Origin of the sequence: Parazoarcus communis, assembly GCF_003111665.1 — a bacterium.
Lineage (GTDB): Bacteria > Pseudomonadota > Gammaproteobacteria > Burkholderiales > Rhodocyclaceae > Parazoarcus > Parazoarcus communis_B.
Genome location: NZ_CP022188.1, coordinates 4562709 through 4589468, shown reverse-complemented (window position 1 = coordinate 4589468; position 26760 = coordinate 4562709). Strand labels below are relative to the sequence as shown.

Annotated in this window: 27 protein-coding genes; 21 read left to right on the top strand and 6 right to left on the bottom strand. The window is 63.4% G+C overall.

Annotation, left to right across the window (positions count from 1 at the left end):
- Positions 1-118: 118 nt before the first annotated feature.
- Positions 119-661, bottom strand: coding sequence for an NUDIX hydrolase (locus CEW87_RS20900; protein ID WP_108976118.1), 543 nt, complete (start codon positions 659-661; stop codon positions 119-121).
- A gap of 163 nt (positions 662-824) precedes the next feature.
- On the opposite strand from CEW87_RS20900, the gene CEW87_RS20895 reads away from it, so the two are divergent.
- The 13 genes from CEW87_RS20895 to CEW87_RS20835 all read left to right on the top strand — a co-directional run bounded on the left by CEW87_RS20895 (position 825) and on the right by CEW87_RS20835 (position 14756).
- On the top strand, positions 825-2801 hold the full coding sequence (locus CEW87_RS20895) for a diguanylate cyclase (RefSeq protein WP_108976116.1): 1977 nt from the start codon (positions 825-827) through the stop codon (positions 2799-2801).
- 147 nt (positions 2802-2948) lie between these two features.
- A complete protein-coding gene (gene flhD / locus CEW87_RS20890) occupies positions 2949-3266 on the top strand; it encodes a flagellar transcriptional regulator FlhD (protein WP_108976115.1) in 318 nt (105 codons plus the stop codon).
- A 12-nt stretch (positions 3267-3278) separates the two neighbouring features.
- Positions 3279-3836: a flagellar transcriptional regulator FlhC gene (gene flhC / locus CEW87_RS20885; RefSeq protein ID WP_108976113.1), complete on the top strand. Its 558-nt coding sequence runs from the start codon at positions 3279-3281 to the stop codon at positions 3834-3836.
- Positions 3837-3972: 136 nt separating this feature from the next.
- On the top strand, positions 3973-4827 hold the full coding sequence (gene motA / locus CEW87_RS20880) for a flagellar motor stator protein MotA (protein ID WP_108948900.1): 855 nt from the start codon (positions 3973-3975) through the stop codon (positions 4825-4827).
- Positions 4828-4900: 73 nt separating this feature from the next.
- On the top strand, positions 4901-5920 hold the full coding sequence (gene motB, locus CEW87_RS20875) for a flagellar motor protein MotB (protein ID WP_108976111.1): 1020 nt from the start codon (positions 4901-4903) through the stop codon (positions 5918-5920).
- Between the two features lie 61 nt (positions 5921-5981).
- A complete protein-coding gene (locus tag CEW87_RS20870) occupies positions 5982-6926 on the top strand; it encodes a CheR family methyltransferase (protein ID WP_108976109.1) in 945 nt (314 codons plus the stop codon).
- A 9-nt stretch (positions 6927-6935) separates the two neighbouring features.
- Positions 6936-7547: a chemotaxis protein CheB gene (locus tag CEW87_RS20865; protein ID WP_269807783.1), complete on the top strand. Its 612-nt coding sequence runs from the start codon at positions 6936-6938 to the stop codon at positions 7545-7547.
- A 157-nt stretch (positions 7548-7704) separates the two neighbouring features.
- Positions 7705-9381: a methyl-accepting chemotaxis protein gene (locus tag CEW87_RS20860; RefSeq protein ID WP_108976107.1), complete on the top strand. Its 1677-nt coding sequence runs from the start codon at positions 7705-7707 to the stop codon at positions 9379-9381.
- A 136-nt stretch (positions 9382-9517) separates the two neighbouring features.
- Entirely contained in the window at positions 9518-10486 is a 969-nt protein-coding gene (locus tag CEW87_RS20855; RefSeq protein ID WP_108976106.1) for a chemotaxis protein, read from the top strand.
- A 9-nt stretch (positions 10487-10495) separates the two neighbouring features.
- Positions 10496-11455: a chemotaxis protein gene (locus CEW87_RS20850; protein ID WP_108976104.1), complete on the top strand. Its 960-nt coding sequence runs from the start codon at positions 10496-10498 to the stop codon at positions 11453-11455.
- A 27-nt stretch (positions 11456-11482) separates the two neighbouring features.
- A complete protein-coding gene (gene cheY / locus CEW87_RS20845; RefSeq protein ID WP_108976102.1) occupies positions 11483-11884 on the top strand; it encodes a chemotaxis response regulator CheY in 402 nt (133 codons plus the stop codon).
- A gap of 32 nt (positions 11885-11916) precedes the next feature.
- Positions 11917-12789, top strand: a complete 873-nt coding sequence (gene cheZ, locus CEW87_RS20840; RefSeq protein WP_108976100.1) for a protein phosphatase CheZ — start codon at positions 11917-11919, stop codon at positions 12787-12789.
- A 65-nt stretch (positions 12790-12854) separates the two neighbouring features.
- The gene (locus CEW87_RS20835) at positions 12855-14756 is read left to right on the top strand and encodes a chemotaxis protein CheA (protein WP_199917080.1); all 1902 of its coding nucleotides are present in this window, start codon (positions 12855-12857) and stop codon (positions 14754-14756) included.
- 79 nt (positions 14757-14835) lie between these two features.
- Here the strand turns inward: CEW87_RS20835 and tal are convergent, their stop codons facing one another.
- The 4 genes from tal to xseA form a co-directional block, all read right to left on the bottom strand.
- Positions 14836-15915 carry a transaldolase gene (gene tal / locus CEW87_RS20830; protein WP_108976096.1) on the bottom strand — a complete coding sequence of 360 codons (1080 nt, stop codon included), beginning with the start codon at positions 15913-15915 and terminating at the stop codon, positions 14836-14838.
- Between the two features lie 39 nt (positions 15916-15954).
- Positions 15955-16704 (bottom strand): pseudouridine synthase, encoded by a 750-nt coding sequence (locus CEW87_RS20825; RefSeq protein WP_108976094.1) that lies wholly within the window; start codon positions 16702-16704, stop codon positions 15955-15957.
- Positions 16705-16812: 108 nt separating this feature from the next.
- A complete protein-coding gene (locus tag CEW87_RS20820) occupies positions 16813-17397 on the bottom strand; it encodes a superoxide dismutase (RefSeq protein ID WP_108976092.1) in 585 nt (194 codons plus the stop codon).
- Between the two features lie 177 nt (positions 17398-17574).
- Positions 17575-18915 carry an exodeoxyribonuclease VII large subunit gene (xseA, locus tag CEW87_RS20815; protein WP_108976090.1) on the bottom strand — a complete coding sequence of 447 codons (1341 nt, stop codon included), beginning with the start codon at positions 18913-18915 and terminating at the stop codon, positions 17575-17577.
- A 316-nt stretch (positions 18916-19231) separates the two neighbouring features.
- On the opposite strand from xseA, the gene CEW87_RS20810 reads away from it, so the two are divergent.
- From CEW87_RS20810 to ggt, 8 genes are all read left to right on the top strand, one after another.
- Positions 19232-19840, top strand: a complete 609-nt coding sequence (locus CEW87_RS20810) for a MotA/TolQ/ExbB proton channel family protein (protein ID WP_108948887.1) — start codon at positions 19232-19234, stop codon at positions 19838-19840.
- Between the two features lie 9 nt (positions 19841-19849).
- Entirely contained in the window at positions 19850-20272 is a 423-nt protein-coding gene (locus CEW87_RS20805) for an ExbD/TolR family protein (protein WP_108976088.1), read from the top strand.
- A gap of 10 nt (positions 20273-20282) precedes the next feature.
- Positions 20283-21296 carry a tetraacyldisaccharide 4'-kinase gene (gene lpxK, locus CEW87_RS20800; RefSeq protein WP_108976086.1) on the top strand — a complete coding sequence of 338 codons (1014 nt, stop codon included), beginning with the start codon at positions 20283-20285 and terminating at the stop codon, positions 21294-21296.
- The gene (locus tag CEW87_RS20795; RefSeq protein WP_108948884.1) at positions 21277-21465 is read left to right on the top strand and encodes a Trm112 family protein; all 189 of its coding nucleotides are present in this window, start codon (positions 21277-21279) and stop codon (positions 21463-21465) included. The genes lpxK and CEW87_RS20795 overlap by 20 nt, the downstream gene beginning before the upstream one ends.
- 8 nt (positions 21466-21473) lie before the next feature.
- Positions 21474-22241 carry a 3-deoxy-manno-octulosonate cytidylyltransferase gene (kdsB, locus tag CEW87_RS20790; RefSeq protein WP_108976084.1) on the top strand — a complete coding sequence of 256 codons (768 nt, stop codon included), beginning with the start codon at positions 21474-21476 and terminating at the stop codon, positions 22239-22241.
- 107 nt (positions 22242-22348) lie between these two features.
- A complete protein-coding gene (gene adk / locus CEW87_RS20785; protein ID WP_108976083.1) occupies positions 22349-23002 on the top strand; it encodes an adenylate kinase in 654 nt (217 codons plus the stop codon).
- A 92-nt stretch (positions 23003-23094) separates the two neighbouring features.
- Positions 23095-24333 (top strand): 6-phosphofructokinase, encoded by a 1239-nt coding sequence (locus CEW87_RS20780; protein WP_108976081.1) that lies wholly within the window; start codon positions 23095-23097, stop codon positions 24331-24333.
- Positions 24334-24365: 32 nt separating this feature from the next.
- A complete protein-coding gene (gene ggt, locus CEW87_RS20775) occupies positions 24366-26108 on the top strand; it encodes a gamma-glutamyltransferase (protein WP_234421601.1) in 1743 nt (580 codons plus the stop codon).
- Here the strand turns inward: ggt and CEW87_RS20770 are convergent, their stop codons facing one another.
- Positions 26109-26738: a YbhB/YbcL family Raf kinase inhibitor-like protein gene (locus CEW87_RS20770; protein WP_108976079.1), complete on the bottom strand. Its 630-nt coding sequence runs from the start codon at positions 26736-26738 to the stop codon at positions 26109-26111.
- Positions 26739-26760: the final 22 nt, after the last annotated feature.

The window sequence follows — 26760 nt, the reverse complement described above, 5'->3', positions numbered from 1 at the left end:
TCCGTTACCTCTGGGTGGGCGCACCGAAACGCGGCGCACCACGTTTGTGAATGAAAACAGACAACTCCCCGCAGCGCAAGCTGTCCCGGGGGGCTGCAGCGCGCGCCGAGGCAGGGTTTCAGGTTTTTGGCGCGGGCCCGATGCTGCCGGTGTGGAAAGACCACTTGCCACTGCGACGATCTTCAAAGAAGTGTCGCAGGCTCAGTGCGATGGTGCGGAAGGCAATGTCGTCCCACGGAATGTCCGCTTCGTCGAACAGCGCCACTTCGAGTGACTCTTCGCCGGGGCGGAAGTCGAGATCGAGCAGGCGGGCGCGATACACGATATGAACCTGACTGATATGGGGAACGTCGATCAGGGTGAACATCTCGCCCAGTTCGATTCGCGCGCAGGCCTCTTCGAGGGTTTCACGCACAGCGCCTTGTGCGGTGGTTTCGTTGTTCTCCATGAAACCCGCAGGCAAGGTCCACTTGCCATAACAGGGTTCAATCGCGCGCCGGCACAGCAGGATGCGGTCTCCCCACTCTGGCAGTGCGCCAACGACGAGCTTGGGGTTCTGGTAGTGGATCGTGCCGCAGTTGCCGCAGACATGGCGCGGCAAGGCATCGCCCGGGGGGATACGTAAATCGACAGCGGCACCGCAGCTTGAGCAGAACTTCATGGGAAGGCTTCCTGTATACGATGCCAATTCTAACAGGCCCGCACCGCGCCAATTGGTATCGAAACGGCGGGTCGGTACTGCGCCGCATGTACGTGATCTGTACAAGATATCGTCGTTAGCGTTTATGCTACCGATTAAGTTCCAATCCACACATTGCGAGAACATGCCTCCTTCGATCGACATGAACCGTTTTGCGCAGCTTAAGGCGACGGGCGATCTTCCTTCCCCACGTGGGGTTGCGCTTGCCATCATTCGCATGACGCAAAGCGACGACGTGTCGGTGGCAGAGCTGGCGCGGGTGATCAAGGGTGACCCCGCGTTCGTCGGCCGTATCATCAAGGCCGCCAATGGTCTCGTCGGGCTGCAGCGGCGTTCGGTCGTGTCGGTTCAGGAAGCCCTGATGGTGCTGGGCATGCCTGCGGTGCGAACGATGGCGCTCGGTTTTTCGCTGCTGTCGAGCTACCGCAAGGGGGCGTGCGCCGGCTTCGATTACGTCCGCTTCTGGTCATCTTCGCTGGTCATGGCACTGTCGATGCAGACGCTGGTCCAGCGCCTGCGCGTGGTCGCCGCCGATGAGGCCTTCTCGGTCGGGCTGCTTGCGCGGATCGGCGAGCTGGCGATGGCTACCGTGTATCCGGTTGAGTATGGCCGCCTGCTGCTTGAGATCCAGCGCAACCCGGATCGGCGCCTGCTCGATCTGGAGCAGGAGGCGCTGGCGATGACCCACCGCGAGTTGGGTGCGGCCATGCTGGTGGATTGGGGATTGCCGCCGGTCTTCTCCGAGCCGGTGCGTTTCTTCGAACAGACCGAGCGTGCGGCCTTCGCACCAGAGAGTCGCGAAGCGACGATGATGCAGTGTCTCGTGCTGTCCCGGGCCGTCGCGGAGATCTGCCTTGCCGTAGAGGCCGACCAGCCAGCGCTGATGGGGATGGTGCTGAAGCTGGCCTTGCGCCTCGGATATAGCCGCGATGAGTTCGTCGGTGCCTGCAGCGACATCGGGCGCCAATGGGTCGAATGGGGCAAGCTGCTGCAGATCGACACGGTCACGCCGCCGCAGTTTTCGGAGCTGTGCCCGGGCGACGGGGGCGATACGAACGCTGCAGTGAAGGCCGGTGAAGGCCCGGCGCCGGAGGCGAGTGTTGCGGTCGAAGCCGCGCCGCAGAGCCCGAGCGCGGCTTTGCGTGTCCTGCTGGTGGATGACGATGCGAGCAGTCGTGATCAGCTGCGCAAAGTGCTCGACGGCGAGGGGCATCGCCTGTTCGAGGTTCGCCCCGGGCAGCAGGTGCTGGAGGCCGTTGTCGAACTTCAGCCGCACATGATGGTGATCGATTGCGGTGTGTTCGGTGCTGAAAGCGAACGTCTGATTCGTGCCCTGCGTGCCACCCGCGTGGGGCGCAGGATGTACATCCTGCTGCTTGCGCCGAACGATGACGACGATCGCCTGATCGATGCGTTCGAGTCAGGCGCAGACGATTTTCTGCTCAAGCCGTTCCGCCCCAAGGTGCTTGCCGCGCATTTTCATGCAGGGCAGCGAGTCGTGCGACTGCAGCAGGAGCTCGAACGTGACCGCGAGGAAGTCCGGCATTTCGCCGCCGAGCTTGCGATCTCGAACAGACGATTGCAGGAAGTTGCACTGACCGATGCGCTGACCGGGTTCCCGAACCGCCGCTATGCCATTGACCGCATGCATCAGGAATGGGTGACCGCCACCCGTAATCGCCGGCCGCTGTCGTGCATGATCATCGATCTGGATGGCTTCAAGCTCATCAACGACACGCACGGGCACGATGTTGGCGACATGGTCCTGCGCCAGGCGGCGGATGCCTTGCGCGAGGCCTTGCGCGGGCAGGACGTGATCTGTCGCACCGGTGGTGACGAATTTCTGGTGATCTGCCCGGAGACCGGGCTGTCCTCGGCCATGATCTGTGCCGAGCGCTTGCGCGCATCGGTGGATGCGCTGCTGATCGAGACCGGTGGTCCTGCGCTCGAACTGACGGTCAGTATCGGGGTGGCGATGCGCGATGGTGCAATGGCCGATCTCGATGCGCTCATCAAACAGGCCGACCGCGGTGCCTATCTGGCGAAGCGCCAGGGCCGAAATCGCGTCGCCTCGGTGCAGCAACCGGAAGCACCCGCCTGACTTTTGCCCGTTTGGCATGAGTTGGGTGGGGGGAGTGTTGTCTGTTTGCAACAGCATTGACCCCCATTGCAGCATGGGAAAGCTTGCGGATGTTCAGAAATTACTTTAACTTCAAAGCCGCTTGTCCCTGAAAGGGAGTCATTTTTCATGAAACGCCCCGATTTTCAGGCAGAAATTCGCGAGCTGAACCTGGCCTATCTGATGCTGGCGCAGCAGATGCTGCGCAGTGATCGTGAAACTGCAATGTTCAGGCTTGGCGTGGGCGAGGCGTTTGCCGACCTGATCGAGGGGCTTTCCGCTGCGAAGCTCGTGCGCATGTCCAACAACCAGATGTTGATGCCGCAGTTCCGATTCAACGATGAGCAACTTGGCCGCCTGATGGCGGGCGAGGGCCGCGATCAGGCAAGCTCCAGTCTGCATGCAGCGATCATCGCTGCGGGCAAGGCTGCCGAGGAAGCTGCCTGAGGAGAAGAGAAAATGAAGAACAAACGGATTATCGACGAAGCGGACGACATTCGTCGTGCGGTGGAAATGGTGCAGCTCGGCGCGCGCATGCAGATGCTCGAGGTCGAAACCCAGCTCAGCCGCGAGAAGCTGCTCAAGATCTACAAGGAAGTTCGCGGTGTGTCGCCGCCCAAGGGCATGCTGCCGTTTTCGACCGACTGGTTCATGACCTGGCAGCCCAATGTGCACTCGTCGCTGTTCATGGGCTTTCATCGCTTCTTCGAGAAGAAGGCCGGGGTCAGTGGCCTCGAAGCCATCCTGAAGTCCTATCATCTCTATCTCGATCAGATCGAGGCCGAGCAGATGGAACCGGTGCTCAGCCTGACCCGCGCGTGGACGCTGGTCCGCTTCTTTGATGCCGATCTGCTGCACATGGCGGGCTGCACCTGTTGCGGCGGGCACTTTGTGGCCCATGCATACGACCCGACGCAGGCCTATGTGTGCGGGCTGTGCAACATGCCTTCGCGTGCAGGCAAGACCAAGCGGGCGGCGGTGCGCAAGACCAAGGTCAGGGATACGGTTGCGGCCTGACCCTGCCGTTTCCAACAGAAAGGCTGCCTGATCCGGAGGCAGCCTTTTTTTCGTACCCGGAATTCAAGTTTTCCCTTTGCGGGCCGTTACAATTTTGCATTCTCAACCGACCCGTGCTTCTTGCCTGGAGTAAGCAGTGTTTCTGATCATCGGCTACGTCATCATCCTCGCCGCGTCGATCGGCACCTATGCGGTGCACGGCAGCCTGCTCGCACTGTGGGTGCCGCTCGAGTACATCGCCATTTTCGGCCTGATGATCGGCGGCTTCGTGGCCGGCAACGGACCGAAGGCACTCAAGGCCACGCTGGGCTCGCTGAGCATGGCGGTCAAGGGCTCAAAGTACAACCGCGCGCTTTACGTCGATTTGCTGGCGATGCTGTTCGAGATCCTGGCGAAGGTGCGCAAGGAAGGCCTGATGTCGATCGAGAACGACATCGAGAACCCGGATTCGAGCCCGATCTTTTCGAAGTATCCGAGCGTGACATCGGACCATCACGTGGTCGAGTTCCTGTGCGACTACCTGCGCATGATGGTGGGCGGCAACCTCAATGCCTTCGAGATCGAGAACCTGATGGACATGGAGATCGAGACCCATCACCAGGAAGCGCATGTGGCGCCTCATATCGTGTCCAAGGTCGCCGATTCGGTGCCGGCCTTCGGTATCGTGGTGGCGGTGATGGGCGTGGTGAACGTGATGGGCTCGGTGGGTGAGCCGCCGGCGGTGCTGGGCAAGATGATCGGCGGCGCGCTGGTTGGTACCTTCCTCGGTATTCTCGTGTCTTACGGTTTCGTGGCCCCGCTTGCGAGCCAGATCGAGCAGAAGGTCGAAGAGGGCGGAAAGATTTACCAGGTGATGAAGGTGGTGCTGCTGGCGAGCATGAACGGCTATGCACCGCAGGTGGCGGTCGAGTTCGGGCGCAAGGTGCTGTACGCCTCCGATCGGCCGACCTTCACCGAGCTCGAAGAAGAAATCAAGAACCGCAAGGGCTGAGGCAGGGCATGGCGGAAACAGGCTTCGTGTTGGTGCTTTCTGAACCGGGCCCGGTTCCGGTCGGGGTGGAGTCGTGAGCGACGACAGCCAGCAACCAATCATCGTCAAGCGCATCAAGAAGGGCGGCGGTGGCGCGCACGGCGGTGCCTGGAAGATTGCGTACGCCGACTTCGTGACCGCGATGATGGCGTTCTTCCTGCTGATGTGGCTGCTTGGCTCGACCGCGCAGGGCGACCTGGAAGGCATTGCCGACCACTTCCAGAATCCGCTCAAGCTGGCGATGGCCGGCGGCGAGGGCTCGGGAGACAGCTCGAGCATCATCAAGGGCGGCGGCGAGGATCTGTCGCGCAAGGTGGGGCAGGTCAAGCGTGGCGATACGCCGAGCACCCGCGCCATCAACGTTGACGCCGCGCGCGACCGGACCCCGTCCGATCCCGCCGATGGCGGTGCCGAAGAGGCAGAACTGCGTCGCGAGCGCGCCCGGCTGGTCGATCTCAAGGGGCGCATCGAAGCCATCATCGAGGCCGACCCTCAGCTCCGGCAGTTCAAGGAGCAGATCCTGATGGACATCACCTCGGAGGGGCTGCGCATTCAGCTGGTGGACGAGCAGAACCGGCCGATGTTCACCTCCGCAAGTGCGAATCTTCAGCCCTATACCCGTGATCTGCTGCGTTCGATCGGGCGTGCACTCAATGACGTAGACAATCGCATCAGCCTCTCGGGTCATACCGACTCGGCGCGCTATGCTGGCGGAGATCGTGGCTTCTCCAACTGGGAGCTGTCGAGCAACCGTGCGAATGCTTCGCGCCGCGAACTCGTCAGCGGCGGCCTCGAGGTGGCCAAGGTGGTGCGTGTGGTCGGGCTTGCCGACACCATCCCGCTCAGGAAGGAAGATCCGCTCGATCCGATCAACCGCCGCATCAGCATCATCGTGCTCAACAAGCGCACCGAAGCCGCCATTCGTGGCGAAGGCGGCAATCTCGATGTCAGCGCATCGACGCCGCTCGAGCCGTCGGCGCTGACGCGCGACAGCGGCAGCGCAACGGCAGCGCAAGGGATCATCCCGAATATCCGGCCGGCGCTGGGGCGATAACGAACAAATGCATGTGAGCGCCGGGTGTGCGTTCATTGCGCGCACTTGAAGAGGTTCTTGCATGGTTTTCGATCCTCCGCCGCGGCGGCCGTTTTTGTCGGCAAGCACCCCGCCGGATTCGCCACGGCGCGCGCTGTTCCCGCCTGCCGCCTCTGCGCCCACTGTTTCTGGCCTGCCTGCGCGCGATCGTGAGTTCGAGTTCACGTCGGCCGATTTCGAGCGCATCCGTACCCTGATCCATCAGCACGCAGGCATTGCGCTGTCGTCGGCCAAGCAGGACATGGTCTACAGCCGCCTCGCGCGCCGTCTGCGCAGTTGCGGCGACCGCACGTTTGCGCAGTATCTGGCCAGACTCGAACGCGACCGGGGCGAGTGGGAGACTTTCGTCAACTCCTTGACCACCAACCTCACCTCCTTCTTTCGTGAAGCGCACCATTTCGACATCCTTGCGGATCAGCTCCGCCAGATCGGCGAGAAGCGGACGATCCGGATCTGGTGCAGCGCGGCCTCGACCGGGGAGGAACCGTACTCGCTGGCGATGACGGCGTGTGAAGCGTTCAATTCCCTCACGCCGCCGGTGCAGATCCTTGCCAGTGATATCGATACCTCGGTGCTGGCGCATGGCGAGGCAGGCATCTACCGGCAGGATCGTATCGATCGTCTGTCCGACGCACGCAAGAGCCGCTTCTTCACCCCGCGCAGTGGCGCCGAGACGGGGACGTTCGCGATTCGTCCCGAACTGCGCCGCCTGGTCAGCTTCCGTCGCATCAACCTGCTCGACGCCATGTGGCCGGTGCAGGGGCCGCTGGATGCGATCTTCTGCCGCAATGTGATGATCTACTTCGACAAGCCCACCCAGTACGGCATTCTCAAGCGCTTCGTGCCGCTATTGCGCCCCGAAGGGCAGTTGTTTGCCGGGCACTCGGAGAGTTTCATGCATGCCGCAGACCTTGTGCGTTCGCGCGGGCGTACGGTGTACGTACGGCTCGACTCACCCTTGCGCTGAGGTGCCGGCGTGAGTCATTTTCCCAGCGCGTCAGCGAGCGGCTGCATCGTCTTCATCGGCGCCTCGACCGGCGGCACCGAGGCGATCCGAGAGGTGCTGACGGGGCTGCCCGCGAGCATGCCCGCGATCATGATCGTCCAGCACATGCCGGAGATGTTTACCGGCTCCTTTGCGCGCAGGCTCGACGGTTTGTGTGCGCTACGGGTCAAGGAGGCCGAGCACGGCGAGCGCGTCGAGCCCGGGACCGTCTATATTGCGCCCGGCCATTCGCACCTGAGCATTCGTCGCGGAGGGGCAGGTTTTCAGTGTGAGCTGGCGAAGTCCGACCCGGTCAATCGGCACCGCCCTTCGGTTGACGTACTTTTTCACTCGGCGGCAGCGGTGCTGGGACGTGCCGCGGTTGGTGTGCTGCTGACCGGCATGGGGCGGGATGGTGCGGCGGGTTTGCTGCGCATGGCCCAGGCCGGTGCGTGGACGATCGCGCAGGATGAGGCTTCCTGTGTCGTGTACGGCATGCCGCGCGAGGCCGCGCTGCTGGGGGCTGCGCGTGAAGTCGTCAGCCTGTCCGGGATCGCCGGACGTATTCAGGTGCGGCTTGCGGCCCAGAGCGCGGGGGAGTGAGCGCCGGAGTGGGGGGGCGTGAGTGGTATTTCCAGTCTTGTTGCGCATCAGGGCTAAAGAAGTTCTGCGTTCGCGCCGATAGCTGAAGACATTAGTGCTGCACTGCATGCGCGCGGCTTGTGACTGCATGCAGCTGGAATCGCGAGAGGAGAGGGAGATGAGGATCTGGTCGATTTGCATCATGCTGGGGCTGCTGGCAGGCCTCGGAGGTGGCATCGTTGCCGTGATCGACCCGGCGCCGGCGTGGATCGCGATAGCGGCACATGCACTTGTCGGCGTTGCGGTCGCGGCGCTTGCGGTCACGCTGTTGAAGGCGCGTTTCGGCACGCCGCTCGATCACTTTGCGGCGACGCTCCTGAAAACCTACGAGGATGGCGATCTGTCGCGGCGTGCAGCGACGACAAGCGGGCCGCTGGCCGAATGCATCGAACATTACAACCGTTTGATTGCGAGCTTTCAGGGCATCGTGGGCAAGGTGATCTACGATGCCCAGCGCGTGGCCGAGAAGGCTGAAACGCTGTCGTCGCTCGCCGCCGGCGTGGCCGAGGGGTCAACTTCGCAACGTACTGCATCGGAGCAGATGGCGCAGGCGATCGAGGAGATGACGACCGGCGTGAATGCGATCGCCGGCCATGCGTCGCAAACCGCCCGGAATGCGCAGGAAGCACGGGAGCTGTCGATCGAGGGGGCACGGGTGGTCTCCAGCGCGTCGTCCGAAATCGATCTGATTGCCCGCTCGGTGGAGCAGTCCGCACAGGTGATCTCGGCGCTCGGAGAGCGCTCGCAGGCCATCAGCGGCATCGTGAAGGTGATCCGCGAGATCGCCGATCAGACCAATCTGCTTGCCCTGAATGCGGCAATCGAGGCTGCACGCGCAGGCGAGCAGGGCCGAGGCTTCGCGGTGGTCGCCGACGAGGTGAGAAAACTGGCGGAACGCACCTCTGCTGCCACAAGTGAAATCGGCACGATGATCACCGCCATCCAGACCGAAACCGGTGCAGCGATCGTTTCCATCAAACAGGGTAGCGAGCAGGCCCGCGCTGGCGCCGATCTTGCGCGCCAGGCCGCCAGTTCCCTCGAGCAGATCAACCGGGGCGCTCAGCAGACCATGGAGCGGGTGGATGAAATTGCGCAGTCCATTTCGCGTCAGGGTGATGAGGCCGACAAGGTGGTCGGGAACGTCCGCCAGATCATGAACATGGTCGAACGCAATGCCGAGGGTGCGGCGAAAACGCTCGACGAGGCGCACGAACTCGACAGCCTTGCGCTCAACCTGCACGAGATCAGCAACGTGTTCCGTCTCGGTGCCGAGGGCGAGAAGGCCATGGCCACCCACAAGATGATGCCCGCGATCGTTCAACAGGCTGCGCGCGAACTCGGGCGGCTCATGGAGCAGGCCATTGCGGCAGGGCAGATCACGGCCGACGCCTTGTTCGACCAGGCTTCACAGCCCATCCCAAATACCCGGCCACAGAAATACACCACGCGTTTCGATGCATTCACCGACAAGCTGTTTCCCCGGGTTCAGGAGGCGATCCTGCAGAAGCACGGTGAGATCATCTACGCAATCGGCTGCGATCGGCGCGGCTATGTCCCAACGCATAACACGCGCTTTTCCCAGCCCCTGACCGGTGATTACGACAAGGACTTCGTCGGCAACCGGGGCAAGCGGATATTCGACGATCCGGTAGGCAAGCGCTGCGGTGCGCATGAACTGCAGTTCCTGATCCAGACCTACCGACGCGATACCGGGGAGATCATGCATGACATCTCTGCGCCGGTGTATGTGAATGGCCGTCAGTGGGGGGGATTCCGCATGGGCTACCAGGCATGAGGGCTGCACTTGCCCTTGTGTCCGGGCACAATGTCGGCCTCTTGCTAAAGTCTGATCCTTCCGGGTCGATACACTACACAACAGCGCTACCGGTCGCGTCGACCGGGCCAGCAGCCGCAAGCGTGCGGAGAACGAAATGTCCGAGTTACTGAAGAATATCGATGCCCGTACCCGGCTGGCCGGGACCAACAAGCTGGAGATCCTGCTGTTTACGCTGGGTACGGATCAGAAAACGGGCCGGCGGGAGACTTTCGGTATCAACGTCTTCAAGGTCCGTGAGGTCATGCGTACGCCGGCCATCACGGCCGCGCCCGAGATGCCTGCATCGGTCGTGGGCATGGTCAGTCTGCGCGGCGCACTGGTGCCGGTGGTTGATCTGGCACGCTACGTCGGCGTGGGGGCCGACACGCCGCGCGACATCATGATCGTGACCGAGTACAACGGCCACACCCAGGGCTTCCTGGTCGAGGCGGTCGACACCATCCTGCGGCTGGACTGGTCGCAGATGCGGGTGCCGCCCGACATGCTGACCGCCAATATGGGCGGGCTGGTCACCGCCGTCACCGAATTGCCGGAGAACAGGCTGGTGATGCTGCTCGATGTCGAGAAGGTGCTGTCGGAGACGACCCGCTACGACGACAGCCACATGTTCAAGGACATCGCACCAATCGAGGATGGCGGCGAGCATCTGGTGTTGTTCGCTGACGACTCTTCGGTGGCGCGCAAGCAGATCTGCCAGACGCTCGATGTGCTCGGTGTGAGGTACATCTCGGCCGTAAACGGGCGTCGTGCGTGGGAAGAGCTCAAGCTGATGGCTGCGCAGGCCGAAGCTGCCGGGCGGAAGGTGAGCGACACCCTGAGCCTGGTGCTGACCGATGTCGAAATGCCCGAGATGGACGGTTATATCCTCACCCGCAGCATCAAGGCCGACCCGCGTTTCGAGGGGGTGCCGGTGGTGATGCATTCCTCGCTGTCGGGCATGTCGAACCAGCAGCTTGGCAAGTCGGTCGGTGTGGATGAATACGTTCCCAAGTTCGAACCGCAGCGCCTGTCGCAGACGCTGCGTCGCCTGATCAGCCGCAACGTGGCGCCGGTCAGGAAGTGAGGTGAGTCAATGTTGAGTCTCGACCAGAAAGAAGATACCGCCCTGCTTGATTCGGTAGACGGCCGCACCATGCTGGCCGGCTCGAACCGCATGGAGATCCTGCTGTTTTCGCTCGGTACCAGCGAAACCTTCGGGATCAACGTGTTCAAGGTGCGCGAGGTGTCCAAGACGCCCTTCATCACCAAGGCACCCAATATGCCGCGCGGTGTGGAGGGCCTGATCTCCCTGCGTGGCAACGTCATTCCGGTGCTGTCCCTGGCCAAGATCCTCGGCCTGAGCGCGCCGGGCGATGCCCTCGGCGGCTCGATGATGGTGACCGAGTACAGCAAGCGCACCCTCGGCTTCCTGGTGAAGGAAGTCGATCGCATCATTCGCGTCGAATGGGACAAGGTGCGTACGCCTGACAACGTGTCGTCGAACAGTCAGAACTACATCACTGCGATCACGGAGCTGGCCGATGGCAAGCTGGTGTCGATCCTCGATGTCGAGACCATTCTGGCCAATACCTTCGGCGAGGCGATCGTCGGCAACATCAGTCCGCTGCATGGTGGCGATGACGTGAACGTGTTCTTCGTGGATGACTCCGCCGTTGCCCGGCGCAAGATCGCCGAAGTGCTCGACAAACTGGGTGTCCGCCACAAGCATGCGCAGAACGGGCTCGAGGCGTGGACGCGGCTGGAAGGCATGGCAGCGCACGCCCAGCAGATGGGGCATCACGTCGGTGATGAGATCGATCTCATCATGGTCGATGCTGAGATGCCCGAAATGGACGGTTATGTGCTGACGCGCAATATCAAGAACGACAGCCGCTTCGACGGAATTCCCGTCGTGATGCACTCCTCCCTGTCATCGGAAGCCAATCGGGCGATGGGGAAAAGGGTCGGTGTGGATTCATACGTGGCAAAATTCGACGCTGATGTTCTCGCCGAGACCTTGCGGCCGCTGCTCCAGCGCGCACGCCAGGCTTGATCGGGAACGGGCACAACGGAGAATGAGATGGCTGACCCAAAACTGAAATTTCTGGTCGTGGATGATTTCTCGACCATGCGCCGCATCGTGCGCAACCTGCTCAAGGAGCTGGGTTACACCAATGTTGACGAAGCTGAAGATGGCGTGGTTGCACTGCAAAAGCTCAGTGCTTCCCCCTTCGATTTCGTCGTGACCGACTGGAACATGCCCAACATGGATGGGCTGACCCTGTTGCAGACCATCCGTCGCACGCCGCAGCTGAAGCATCTTCCGGTGCTGATGATCACGGCCGAGGCGAAGAAGGAAAACATCATCGCAGCCGCGCAGGCCGGGGCCAACGGCTACATCGTCAAGCCTTTCACCGCTGCGACCATGTCCGAGAAGCTGGAGAAGATCTTCGAGAAGCTCGGCAAGAGTGCAGCTGCCTGACTGGCAGCACGAACCACATAGGGAGCCAGGAAATGGCGAAGCGGATGAAATTTGACGAAGCGAGCGATTCGGATGAACTGCAGGCCCTGTTCGACAGCATTGCGTCGACCCAGGCCGAGCCCGAACCCGTACTCCAGCGTCCAGTGCCCGCACCGGCCGCAGCCCCCGAAACGGACGACAACGACGAGCTGCAAGCGCTGTTCGACTCGGTTGCCGCTGAGTTCGACGAATCCACGAGTGCTGCGCCCGACGCGCAATTGCCAGAGCCGGCGCCTGCCGCTGCAGAGCAGGATACAACGGCCCCCGAAGCCGTCTTCAATCGCATCGGGCAGATGACGCGCAAGGTGCACGACTCGCTGCTTGAGCTCGGGTTCGACTCTGCCCTGCAGGAGGTCGCGCAGGCGATGCCCGATGCACGCCAGCGTCTGACCTATATCGCGCAGATGACCGAACAGGCTGCGAGCCGGGTGCTGAACGCCACTGATGTGGCCAAGCCGATTCAGGACAAGCTCGAAAGCGATGCAGACGCGCTGCGCGCGAAGTGGGATCGACTGTACGCGAACGAACTCTCGGTCGAAGAGTTCAAGGCGCTGGCGGGTGAAACCCGGGGCTTTCTGTCCGCCGTCAGTGACGGCAGCCGCGCCACGAATGCGCAGCTGCTCGAGATCATGATGGCGCAGGACTTCCAGGACCTGACTGGCCAGGTCATCAAGAAAGTGGTCGACATGGCGCAGACCCTGGAGTCGCAACTGCTCGAGGTCTTGCTCGAGGTTGCGCCGGCGGAGAAGCGTAAGGAAAAGAATGCCGGGCTCATGAATGGCCCGGTGGTGAGCAGCGAAGGCCGCGATGACGTGGTGACCAGTCAGGGGCAGGTCGATGACCTCCTCGAGAGCCTGGGTTTCTGATCTGCACGCCGGCCGTACGGGCATTGTGACCCGGTGGTCTGAACGTGAATGGGAGCGATAGAGCGATGAGTGACTTTGCCGGAATGGAAGAACTGCTGCAGGACTTCCTGGTCGAAGCCGGAGACCTGTTGTCGGGTGTCGACAACAAGCTGGTCGATCTGGAGCGCTTCCCTGACGACCGGAACCTGCTCAACGACATTTTTCGCGGGTTTCATACCATCAAGGGTGGCGCCGGTTTCCTCAACGCCACCGAGCTGGTGACCCTGTGCCACCTCACCGAGAACCTGTTCGACAAGCTGCGCAATGGCGAGCTGGCGGTCAGCTCGGAGATGATGGACGTCATCCTGGAGGCGACCGGCGCGGTACGCGAGATGTTCAATCATCTCGAGCATGGTGGCCAGCCGCCCGCAGCGGATCCCGCCCTGATTGCCGCGCTGAAACTGGCCATTGCCGGTGAGGCTGTGCCGGTGGTCGAGTCGACGTCGACAAAGAAGGGTGGTGGCGAAGGCGGGGGCGAGAGCACCGGCAGCGCGCATGAGCCTGACTGGAAACTCCTCTACAACGCCGTCGCGGTAGTGCCGAAGGGTGCTGCCGATCCCGCTGCAGAGGCAGCGAAGCTCATTCCTGCGCAGCCGCAGGAGGACCCGGAAGAGGTCATCACGCGTGCGGTCGGACGCCGTGCGAGTGACCGGCCGGGCGCTTCAGCGCCGGCAGGGCGACGCGAGGGCGAGCGTCAGCGCGACAACTCGATCCGGGTCGACACCTCACGCCTTGACCAGGTGCTGAACCTGTCGGGCGAGATCGGGCTGACCAAGAACCGGCTCAATGCGCTGCGCAGCGACATTCTGAGCGGACGCAACGATACCGAGACCCTGCATGCGCTCGACCTGGCGGTGAGCCAACTCGACCTGCTGGTTTCGGATCTGCAGAACGCGGTGATGAAGACACGCATGCAGCCGATCGGGCGCCTGTTCCAGAAATATCCGCGAATTGCGCGCGACCTCGCCCGCAACCTCGGCAAGGACGTGGAGCTCGTGCTTGCCGGTGAGGAAACCGAAATCGACAAGACGATGATCGAGGACTTGTCCGATCCGATCATCCACCTCATTCGCAATGCGGTCGATCATGGTGTCGAAGACGGTGTCGAGCGCCGGGCCAACGGCAAGCCGGAGAAGTCCGAAGTCCGTCTCGAAGCGCGCCAGGAGGGCGATCACATCGTGATCCTGATCGCCGACGACGGCCGTGGCATGAACGCCGACAAACTGCGGGCCAAGGCCTTGCAGAAGGGCCTCATCACCGATGAGGAGGCCAACACCATGGACGAGCGGCAGAGCTTCAACCTCATCTTCCTGCCCGGGTTCTCGCTTGCGGCGCAGGTGTCGGACGTATCGGGCCGCGGCGTCGGCATGGATGTGGTGAGAACCAACATTCAGAAGCTCAACGGATCGATCGATATCCGTTCGACGCAGGGCAAGGGTACGACCTTCATCATCAGCCTGCCGCTGACCCTGGCGATCCTGCCCGTGTTGCTCGTTCGACTGGGGGAGCAGCCGTTTGCCGTACCGTTGTCGATGGTGCGCGAAATCCTGCCGATCGAGATCGACGAGGTACAGGAGGTTGGGGGCAGGGCAACGATGGTGGTACGGGGCGAAGTGCTGCCCATTCTGCCGCTTGCCGGCCTGCTGGGATGGGAGCAGGAGCGCCCGCCGGAATACGGCGTGCTGATGCAGACCGCCGAACTGTCGTTCATTCTTGCCATCGACAGCTTCGCTGGTCGCGAAGATGCCGTGATCAAGTCGCTCGATGACTTCCGTCCCAAGGGCGTGGCCGGCGTGACGACACTGTCCAACGGACAGATCGTCCTTATCCTCGACATGAAGGAAGTGCTGGGCGCCGCTGGCGATCAGCGCGGTGTGGCACGCTCGGCGTTGGTGAAGAAGCCCCAGCCTCAGCTGGCGCTGGCCTGACCCGCCTGCTGCGCGTCGCGGCCAGCGCGAGCTGCCCTGCGGCGCGCAGTGACTGAAGCGGCAATCGCCGCTTCAGACCTCAGTCTGCAGTCAATTCAAGCAGTTTTGAGAACGCTTCCTCGAACTGGCGCAGGCCGTCTGCCTGCAGCTTTTCGCCGACCGCGTCCATGTCGATCGAGAGGGCTGCAAGGCCATCCATGGCCGCCTGAGCAAGCCCGATGTCCTGCTCCAGCGTATTGCCGGCCTTGCCATGGTCGCGCAGTGCGTCCAGCGTGGCGTCAGGCAGGGTATTCACTGTCTCCGGCCCGATCAGGGGCTCAACGTACAGCAGGTCGCTGTAGTCGGGGTTCTTGGTACCGGTGCTGGCCCACAGCATGAACTGGGGGCGGGCGCCCGCCGCCTGCAGGGCGGCAAAGTCGGGACCGTGAAAGCGGGCGCGGTAGCGCTGGTAGGCGAGGCGTGCAGTGGCGACCGCAGCCTTGCCACGGAGGGCCAGCGCCTCGCCGCCGAGCTCTTCCAGCTGCTTGTCGACCAGGGTATCGACCCGCGACAGGAACAGGCTTGCCACCGACATCACGCTGGAAACGTCTCCGCCCGCGGCACGCAGACGTTCGAGGCCGCGCACATAGGCGGCGGCGACCGCATTGACATGGGCGAGCGAGAACATCAGGGTGACGTTGACGCTGACGCCGGCGCCGATGAGTTTCTCGATCGCTTTCAGTCCGGCAGCCGTTGCGGGCACCTTGATCAGTACGTTGGGACGATCGACCGCGGCCTTGAGCCGCAGGCCGGCTTCCAGAGTGCCTGCGGCGTCGTCGGCCAGTTCGGGTGACACCTCCAGGCTCACATAGCCTTCATTGCCGTGCGACTCGCGGTGCCGTGGCAACAGCAGGTCACAGGCGCGCTGCACATCCGGGATCACGAGCTGTTCATAGCGCGCTTCGGCACTGATGGGCTGGCGCTTGAGCGCAGCCAGATCGTCTTCGTAGTAGCGTCCGCCGGCAATCGCCTTGTAGAAAATCGCCGGGTTGGTCGTCACACCTGCGACGCCATCCTCGGCAATGAAGCGTGCCAGATGCCCCTCGTTGAGCAGTGTGCGGGAGAGGTTGTCGAGCCAGATTTGCTGACCCTGTTCGCGAACTTGCAGCAGCGGATTCATGTGACCTGAGGGCGGGTGACGGATCGGACCCTCATTCTGCTATGAATCGCCCGTGGCCGAAAGTCCGTCAGCCCGCAAATGCCAACCGAGTGCCGTCAGGACGTTTGTGAAGTCCGGCGCCAAGGGGCAGTCGATCTGCAATGGGGTGTCGCTCAAAGGGTGGCGGAATGCCAGTCCGGTGCACGCGAGGAGCAGGCGGTCGCTGCCGAAGAGGGTCTGGAACAGCCGGTTGTGGCGGCCCTTGCCAAACGTTGCATCGCCAATGATCGGATGCGAGATATGTTTCAGGTGGCGGCGTAGCTGATGGCGGCGGCCGGTCTCGGGTTGCAGTTCGAGTAGTGCATAGCGGCTGCTCGGGTAGCGGTCGACCTGGTAGGGTAGTTCTGTCGTGGCCAGTCGGCGGTAGCGGGTGATGGCCGCCTGCGGCAAGGTGTCGGCGCGCGCGGACCTGCGTTCCGCGGGGTCGAAACGGCGCACCAGCGGATGATCGATGACGTCGGCTGCGGGTGGATGGCCGCGCACGACAGCAACATAGCGTTTCGAAACCTGCTGATTCTCGAACAGCGCGCCGGCACGCGCGGCCGTATCGCGATCGAGTGCGAACAGCAGTACGCCCGACGTGCCCTTGTCGAGACGGTGAGCGGGATGGACGTGGCGGCCGATCTGGTCGCGCAGCAACTGCACCGCGAAGCGCTCCTCGCGCGCGTCAAGTCCGGTGCGATGAACCAGCAGGCCGGAGGGCTTGTGGATCGCGATCAGGTGATCGTCGCGATAGAGGATGTCGAGCATCGGGCAGTATGGCCTTGTGATTCGGGCGTCCGAGAAAACAAAAGCGACCCCGGAGGCCGGGGTCGCTTTGCGAGTCTGCACTCCCCGAAGGGAGCGGGACGGCAGGAATCAGGCGAAGTTCTTCGCTGCGAATTCCCAGTTGGCCAGCTTGTCGAGGAAGGTGGCCACGAAGTCCGGACGACGGTTGCGGTAGTCGATGTAGTAGGCGTGTTCCCACACGTCGATACAGAGCAGTGCCTTGTCGCCGGTGGTCAGCGGGGTGCCAGCGGCGCCCATGTTGACGATATCCACTGCGCCGTCAGCCTTCTTGACCAGCCAGGTCCAGCCCGAACCGAAGTTGCCCACGGCCGAAGCGGTGAAGGCCTTCTTGAAGTCGTCGAAGGAACCCCACTTGGCCTTGATCGCGTCGGCCAGCGCGCCACTCGGCTCGCCGCCGCCGTTCGGCTTCATGCTGTTCCAGAAGAAGGTGTGGTTCCAGACCTGGGCCGAGTTGTTGTAGATGCCGCCGGCGGGTGCCTTCTTGACGATGGCTTCGAGGTCGAGGTTCTCGAACTCGGTACCCTTGATCAGGTTGTTCAGGTTGGTGACATAGGCCTGATGGTGCTTGCCGTAGTGAAACTCCAGGGTTTCAGCAGAGATATGCGGAGCCAGGGCGTCCTTGGCATAGGGCAGAGCGGGAAGAGTATGTTCCATCGAGTTCTCCAGTCGGTATTGTCGAAGCGTCAATCGGTCAGTCAATGAGGAATGCCGATGATTCAAAGCCTGACCATTCTAGTCGGGATTGGTCTGAAGTGACAATCCTGAGGGCCATGATCATAAGCCTATCCGTGGGGCATGGAAACTGGCCGGCAAGGTGTGCGCGCCGGCAGATCAGCGCTTGCCGGTAATCTTCCCGCTCAGTTCGCCCTCAGCCAGTTGCACATGAATCGTGTCGCCAATGCCGGCCGTCGTGGCCGAGCGCAGGATGTTGCCGGCCGCATCGCGGGTGATGCTGTAGCCCCGGGCCAGCACCGCCTCGGGCGCCAGATGCTGGAGGTGGGCGGCGAGCGCGGCGATGCCATGCCTGTGCGCGTCAAGCCTGCTGCGGGCGGCTCGTCGTAGCCGGTCGCCGAGTTGATCGACCTGTTGCTTCGAGCGGGCAGGATCCGGGCGCCGGTTCTGCAGCCTGACCGCGAACTGGGCCTGACGATGGGCGCTGCGTTCCAGCTGGGTGCGCATGGCGCGCTGCAGGCCCTGTCGCAGCCCGTTCATGGTTTCTGCTGCCCGGCGCAGGCGCTCGCGCGGGTGCACCAGGCGCAGGGCGCAGCGGTCCAGCTGCTGTCCGAGGGTTTCCAGCCTGCGCTGCATGGTGCGTGTCAGACGCATCTCGAGTGCCTGGCATTCGCTGCGCGCGGCGTGATAGCCGGCGCTGGCGAGCTCCGCGGCACCGGTCGGGGTGGCAGCGCGCAGGTCGGCGGCAAAGTCGGCAATGGTGAAGTCGGTTTCATGGCCGACGCCGCTGACAACAGGCACCGGGCAGGCCCGGATCGCGCGCGCCAGGGCCTCGTCGTTGAAGGCCCACAGATCTTCGATGCTGCCGCCGCCACGTACCAGCAGGATGAGGTCGATGCCGTCGGACCCGGCCCGTCGGCCAGCCTGCTGCAGCGATTCGAGCAGCCGGGCGGGGGCGTCAGCGCCCTGCACTGGTGCCGGATAGAGCACCAGCGGCAATTGCGGACAACGCCGCTGCAAGGTCGCGATGACGTCGCGCAGGGCGGCGGCGGCGGGCGAGGTGACAATGCCGATGCCGCGTGGAAAACGCGGCAGGGGGCGACGTCGTTCGGGGTCGAACAGCCCCTCGGCTGACAGTTTTTCCTTGAGCCGGTTGAAGGCTTCGAACAGGTTGCCGATGCCCGCCGGACGCAGGGCTTCGACGTTGAGCTGGTAGTCCCCGCGCGCCTCGTAGAGCGTGACCAGTGCCCGGGCTTCGACCTTCATGCCGTTTTCCGGGCGGAACGCCAGCAGCTGCGCCCGGTTGCGCCACATTGCGCACCGCACCTGCGCCTGCGCGTCCTTGAGGGTGAAGTAGATGTGGCCCGAGCTGGCCCGGGTCAGATTGGAAACCTCTCCGCCAACCCAGAGCAAGGGGATGCCGGCTTCCAGTGTTTCACGCGCAAGACGGTTAAGCGCCGAGACGCCAAGTACCTGTGCTGCTGGGATTTCTGCGGGCATGCGGGCGGGAGGGTCGGTTTCCGGAGGCGGGATTGTAGCGGAATCCACAGCCTGTCAAGTACTTCAAGCGCCGTCATGCAAGTCCTTGATGAAACAAAGGCTTATTTTTAAGTCATTGTTTTTGTTGATAAAATATGTTGCACAAATTTTCATCGGAGTAAGACAAGCCGCGCCGTTACCGGGATTGCGGGCAGGATTCAGAAATGCCCCACAAACTTATCCACAGCTTCTGTGGATTGCTTGGGCTGCGAGCCGGCTTGCCCTGCATGCGCTGCAAGGCTAGAGTTCCGCTTTTGCTGATTCGAGGTTGATACGCGTGTTCGCGATCATTCAGGCCGCCGGCTGGCCCATGTGGCCCTTGTTGTTTGCGTCGGTGATTGCCGTCGCGTTGATCATCGAACGTTCGGTCAGCCTGCGCCGGGCGCGCGTCGTGCCCGCCGGCCTGCTTGACAACGTCATTGCCGATCTGCGTCAGCACGGCAGCTCGCCAGAAATGGTGAGCCGCGTTGCCGCCCATTCTCCACTCGGCCGTGTGCTGGCGGCGGGCCTGCGCAATGTGACGAGTACCCGGGTGATCATGAAGGAGTCGATCGAGGAGTCCGGCCGGGCCGTGGTGCACGATCTTGAGCGCTTCCTCACCACGCTGGGCACGATTGCCGCGATCAGCCCCCTTCTCGGCCTGTTCGGGACCATCGTTGGCATGATCGACATCTTTGCCTCGCAGGGTGTCAATGGCGCCAATCCGGCACAACTGGCCAAGGGCATTTCGATTGCGCTGTACACCACCGGCCTGGGCCTCATCATTGCCATTCCCGCGACCATCTTCTGGCGCCACTTCCGCCGTCTGATCGACGACTTCGTGGTGGATATGGAGCAGCAGGCGATCAAGCTGGTTGAAGTCGCCCATGGCGAGCGCCGTGGCTGAGCACCGACCATGAATTTTCGTCGTGCCGTTCGTCATGAGGAACCCGAGATCAACCTCATCCCGTTGATCGACGTGGTGCTGGTCATCATCATCTTCCTGATGCTGACCACGACCTTCACCCAGACCAGCGGCCTTGAGATCAATCTTCCGACCGCAGAATCTGCCGGTGGCGAAGCGGTCAGCAACGAGATCGTCGTCGCCGTGACCGCGGCGGGTGATGTCATCGTCAATCGCATTCCGGTCGCCGGCAAGGGCATCGAGGCGATTGCAGAGGCATTGGGCAAGGCCCGGCCGGGCGGACAGAAGGAACCGGTAGTGGTGATCAATGCCGATGCCAAGGCCGCCCACCAGAGTGTGGTCGATGTGATGCAGGCTGCGCAGCGCGCCGGTCTGGCCCACATCACTTTCGCCATCCAGACGCCTCCGCGCTGAGGCGGCATCGATGGCAGCCCGGGCGCCGGCCTTCTGGCAGCAGCGTTCAGGACGGGCGCTGCTGCTGTCTCCCTTGTCCCTGCTGTTCGGCCTGCTGGCGTCACTGCGACGTGCCCTGTACCGGGTGCGCGTGCTGCGCGCGGTGCGCCTGCCGGTGCCGGTGATCGTGGTCGGCAATATCGCAGTCGGCGGCAGCGGCAAGACGCCCACGGTCGACTGGCTGGTCAGGCAGTTGCGCGCGGCCGGATGGTCTCCTGGCATCGTGTCGCGCGGTTATGGCGGTACGGTCGAGGGCATCGGCCTGGTGAGCGCGGACAGCGACCCGAGCCTGTGTGGTGACGAACCGGTGCTGCTGGCCAGGCTGACCCGCTGTCCGGTCGCAATCGGTCGGGATCGCCCGGCTGCGGCGCAGGCCCTGCTCGCAGCGCACCCGGAATGCGACCTCATCGTGTCCGACGACGGCATGCAGCATTACCGGCTGGCGCGGGATGTCGAGATCGCGGTGGTCGATCAGGCAACGCTGGGCAATTGTCGTCTGCTGCCGGCCGGCCCCTTGCGTGAGCCGCTCGGTCGCTTGCGTAGCGTCGATCTGGTGATTGCCCACGGCGCGCTTTCCTCGCCCGTCAGTGCGGCGATTGGCGGCGTCACAGTGGTCTCCATGACGCTCGAAGGTGCCAGTTTCCGTTCGCTGCGCCGCCCGGACGACACCTGCGAGGCCTCGGCATTTCAAGGGCAGCGCGTGCATGCACTGGCCGGCATTGGGCGCCCGGAACGCTTTTTCGATCAGTTGCGTGCGATGGGCCTCGACGTGGTTGAGCACCCCTTTCCCGATCATCATCGCTTCAGCGCGGCCGATCTCGATTTCGCGCCCGACGAAGCAAAGCTGATGACGAGCAAGGATGCGGTAAAATGCGCCCCTTTCGCGCCTGACAATGCCTGGGAGTTCCCGGTGCAGGCCTCAATTGGTTCGGGTGCTGCCGAACGCATCCTGGAGAAGCTGAACAATGGACGCCAGACTGCTTGAAATTCTCGTTTGTCCGATCTGCAAGGGGCCGCTTGATTACCTGAAGAGCAGCCAGGAACTGGTGTGCAAGGGTGATCGACTCGCTTTCCCGATTCGCGACGGCATCCCGGTGATGCTCGAGGAAGAAGCGCGCGTCATGAGCGCTGAAGACGTCGACGCCCTGCGCTGAGACGGCCGATGAGAACTGCATTTCGAGTCGTGGTGCCGGCGCGCCACGCGTCCACCCGTCTGCCGGGCAAGCCGCTGGCGGACATCGCCGGCAAACCGATGGTGGTGCGGGTGCTGGAGCGTGCGAGTGCAGCGGGCGCAAGCGAGGTCTGGATCGCAACCGACCATGAAGGCGTGCGCGACGCGGTGCTTGCGGCCGGGGGCAAGGTGCAGATGACGCGCGCCGACCACCCGAGCGGTACAGACCGGCTGGCCGAGGTGGCGACTGCGCTCGGATGGGCTGACGACGACATCGTGGTCAACGTGCAGGGCGATGAGCCTCTGATCGACCCGGCACTGATCGCTGCGGTCGCGAGCGCCCTCGCCGACGATGCCGATGCCGCGATTGCCACCGCTGCGCACCCGATCCATGCTGCTGACGAGATGTTCAACCCGAACGTGGTCAAGGTGGTGTGCGACGCGCGTGAGCGTGCGATGTATTTTTCACGTGCGCCCATTCCGTGGGCACGCGATGCCTGGGCGGACACGCGCCAGGCGCTGCCGCCCGAGTTGCCGGTGCTGCGCCATGTCGGGCTCTATGCTTACCGGGTCGGATTTCTCAAGCGCTATGCATCGCTTACGCCTGCGCCGGTGGAACACTGGGAAGCGCTGGAGCAGCTGCGCGCGCTGTGGCACGGATTCCCGATCCGGGTGCTGCGCCTGGACGCCGCACCAGCGGCCGGCGTGGATACGCTCGAAGATCTGATCCGGGTACGGGCGGTGTTCTCCGCAGGTTGAGGGATTCGCGATCGTGTTTGACCGGTCGGGACTTGTCGGTTAAGTTTCGGCCTTGAACCAATAAGACCATGCCGCCGGATGGCGGACGCATTTTTCGGGGAGGGTGTATGCGACTGATTCTTCTGGGACCGCCGGGCGCCGGCAAGGGAACGCAAGCCAACTTCATCAAGGAGAAGTTCGGCATTCCGCAGATCTCCACGGGCGACATGCTGCGTGCTGCCGTGAAGGCGGGAACGCCGCTGGGTATCGAGGCCAAGAAGGTGATGGATGCCGGCGGTCTCGTGTCCGACGACATCATCATCGGTCTGGTCAAGGATCGCCTGCAGCAGGATGACTGCAAGTCCGGCTACATGTTCGACGGTTTCCCGCGCACCATTCCGCAGGCCGACGCGATGAAGGATGCCGGCGTGCCGATCGACTTCGTGCTCGAGATCGACGTTCCCGACAGCGAAATCGTTGAGCGCATGAGCGGTCGTCGTGCCCACCTGCCGTCGGGCCGCACCTACCACGTCAAGTACAACCCGCCCAAGGTCGAGGGCAAGGACGACGTGACCGGTGAAGATCTGGTTCAGCGCGACGACGACAAGGAAGAGACGGTGAAGAAGCGTCTCGATGTGTACCATGCGCAAACCAAGCCGCTCGTCGCTTACTACAGCGACTGGGCTGCCTCAGGTGCCGCGAACGGCCCGAAGGTGCGCAAGATCCTGGGTCTGGGTGCTGTCGAGGAAATCACTGCCCGCGCCTTTGACGCCCTGAAGTAAGCAGTCTCTGCCGTATCCAGCGCGGTCGGTGCCGTTTTGCGGTGCCGGCCGCGTTTGTTTTCATGCTCCCATTTTCTTCGGAAACGCCGTCCATGAACCTGCTTTATGCCCAGTCCGGTGGCGTGACCGCCGTCATCAATGCCAGTGCTGCCGGGGTGATTGATGCTGCGCGAGAGCATCCCGGCCGGATCGGCAAGGTGCTGGCGGCGCGTCACGGCATTCTCGGCCTGCTGGCCGAAGACATTTACGACACTGCCGGTGTCGATACCGTTGCGCTGGCCCACACACCCGGCGGCGCCTTCGGTTCGTGTCGTTTCGATCTGCCTCCGGAGGACGAACAGCCCGCGCTCTACGACCGGCTGTTTGCCGTGCTTGCTGCCCATGACATCGGCGCGGTGTTGTACAACGGCGGAAACGGCTCGATGGACCTCATCGGCAGGCTCTCGGGAGCGGCGCGCCGGCGCTCGTTTCCGCTGGTCTGTGTGGGCGTGCCGAAGACGGTAGACAACGATATCGAGGGTAGCGACTGCTGCCCCGGCTACGGTTCGGCGGCCAAATACCTGGCGACCTCGATGCGCGAGGCCGGACGCGATGTGGCCTCGATGACCGGGCGCAAGGGCCGGGTCTTCGTAATGGAAGTGATGGGGCGCAATGTCGGCTGGCTGGCAGCAGCTACGGCGCTGGCTGCGCGCACGCCCGACGAGGCTCCCCACATCGTGCTCTTCCCGGAAGTTGCGTTTGACGAGGCCGCCTTCCTCGCCCGCGTGCAGGCCGTGGTTGAGCGGCTGGGCTATTGCGCGGTGACCGTGGCCGAAGGCTTGCGAGGTGCCGATGGTGGTGTGCTGATGAAGCAGGACCGGGATGCAAAAGGCTATGTCCAGCTCGGCGGGGCGGGCGAGGCCATTGCACATCTGGTGCACGAGCGGCTGGGTTACAAGCAGCATTTCTCCGTGCCGGATTATCTTCAGCGTGCGGCAGGTCACTGGATTTCGGCAACCGACCATGCGCAGGCCATGGCGGTTGGTCGTGCAGCGGTTGGCTACGTGCTTGAGGGGCGTGACGGAGTGACCGCCGCGATTCGCCGATTGTCCGACGGGCCTTACACCTGGGATGTGGTCCCGGTGGATGCGGCCGGAATCGCCAATCTTGAACGCAAACTACCTGCCGACTTCATCGCTGCTGACGGTATGGGGCTCAACGATGCCGGGCGGCGCTATATTCAGCCGCTCATCTGTGGCGAGCTGTCTGTCCCCTGCATCGATGGCTTGCCTGCGCATTACGTGATCGACCAGTCCTTGCTTCCCCGCCAGTTGCCGCCTTACGCTGGCTGAATTCCCACTGCATTCACGCCGGAGGTTTTGCCATGATCGTGATCTGCAAACGCAGTATTTGCATCGGCATGGTGAGCCTGTTCGCCGCCCCTTTGCCGCTTGGCGCGCAGACGCCGGCACAGCCCGAGGCGGCGACCGGCTATGAGCCGCGTCCGGCGGTACATGCGCCGCATGCAATGGTGGTGACGGCAAATCCTCATGCGACCGAAGCGGCACTGGGCATGCTCCGCGTGGGTGGTTCTGCCGCGGATGCCGCAATCGCCGCGGCGCTGGTCCTGAATGTGGTCGAGCCACAGTCCTCGGGTCTTGGTGGCGGTGGTTTTCTGCTTCATTTCGATGCCGCGCAGAAGAGGATGGTGGCCTGGGATGGGCGTGAGACTGCGCCGGCTGCGGTCGACGACGCCCTGTTCCTGGATTCAGCCGGCAAGCCCATGCAGTTTCACGCTGCTGCGGTGGGCGGGCGTGCTGTCGGCGTTCCCGGGCTGCCGCTGCTCCTCGCCGAGGTGCATCGGCAGCATGGGCGCCTGCCGTGGGCACAGCTTTTCGGGCCTGCCATTCGTCTGGCGGACGAGGGCTTTGCCGTGTCGCCCCGCCTTCATGCGCTGATTGCAAAAGACCGCTTCCTCGCGGCCGATGGCGCGGCGAAGGCGCTGTTTTTCGATGGCAATGGTGCGCCGCTGGCGATCGGTGCGCGTTTGCGCAACCCGGCGCTGGCCGATGTCATGCGCCTGCTGGCAAAGGAGGGCGGCGAGGCATTCTATCGGGGGGCAATTGCTGCCGACATCGTTGCAGCGGTGGGTGCGGGTGAAAACCCGGGCACCTTGTCGATCGAGGATTTCGCAGCCTACCGTGTGGTCGGGCGCGAAGCCGTGTGCGGTCCCTACCGCGGCTGGCGGGTGTGCGGCATGCCGCCCCCAAGCTCGGGCGGTGCAAGCGTGCTGGCCATGCTCGGCATGCTGGCGCGTTTTCCCCTGGCGGAGATCGATCCGGAAAGCGCATTTGCCACCCACCTGTTTGCCGAGGCCGGGCGGCTTGCTTTCGCCGATCGCGATGCCTGGTACGGCGATCCGGTGTCGATGCCGCTTGCGCCCGCGAGGCTGCTCGAACCTGGCTATCTGGCGCAGCGTGCCGCACTGATCTCGCTCGACAGCAGTCTTGGTCGTGCGCAGCCGGGCAATCCGTCCTCCGCGCATGTGCCGGTGCCGGCAGCGACGCCCGAGCGCCCGTCGACGACGCATGTCTCGATCGTCGATGCCGATGGCAACGCGGTGTCGATGACGGCGTCGATCGAGGATGCGTTTGGCAGTCGGCGCATGGTGCGGGGCATGCTGCTCAATAATCAGCTGACCGACTTCTCCTTTGCGCCACGGGATGCGCGTGGCCTGCACCCCAACAGGGTGGGGCCGGGCAAGCGCCCGCGCAGTTCGATGGCGCCGACGCTGGTGTTCGCGCCAGATGGACGCCTGTATGCGGTGCTCGGTTCGCCGGGTGGCAGCGCAATCATCAATTATGTGGCGGCTGCGATCACCGGTCTGATCGACTGGGGGATGGCGCCCGATGCAGTGCTTGCCCGCCCGCATGCAGCCAGTCGCAATGGAGCGACCGAAGTTGAGCGCCGGCCCGATGGCGAGGCGCTTGCTGCGCGACTCGCCCTGTTCGGCCACGAAACCGTGGTGCGCGAACTCACCAGCGGGACCAGCCTGGTGTTGCGCAGCGGGAAAGGCTGGGCCGGCGCGGCCGATCCTCGTCGGGAAGGAATGGCCGCTGGCCTGTAATCAGTCGCTGACGGACGGGTTCAATGTGTAGGTGCCGGTGATGCTGGCTTGCGCGAGCACGTGTCCGGAAATCGCCGCTCGTACCTCGGGGCCGGTGAATCGACCTTCGATCGGGCAGCGATCGACATCGAGCGCGAACAGCGTAAATACGTACCGGTGCATCAACTCGTCGTTCCACGGCGGGCAGGGGCCGTCGTAGCCATGGTAGTTGCCGCGCATCGACTCGTCGCCCGCAAACCACTCCGTGTAGTTATTGACGCCTTGGCGCGTTCCGAGCGCGGCGTCCGGGCCGGGCTTGCCGCCGGGTGTGACGCCGCTCGAGAAGCTGCCTTGCGCGATTTCGCGCAGATCCGCCGGGATGTCCACCAGGATCCAGTGAAAGAAATCGACCCGTGGCAGGCTGGCCGGAACGCTTCGCCCCTCCTGGTTGACGTCCTCTCCGCTGCTGGGTACATCAGGATCGTGGCAGATGAGGGCGAAAGAGCGGGTGCCAGTCGGTACGTCGGACCAGCTCAACTGGGGGTTCAGGTTCTGGCTGAGTTGCACATGGCCTTCGGTCGCCGGAATGCAGAAAGCAAATTCGCCGGCGATGCGTGCGCCGTCGGTCAGGCTCTGGCTGGTCAGTTTCATGTCGGGCCTCCTTGCGGGTGAT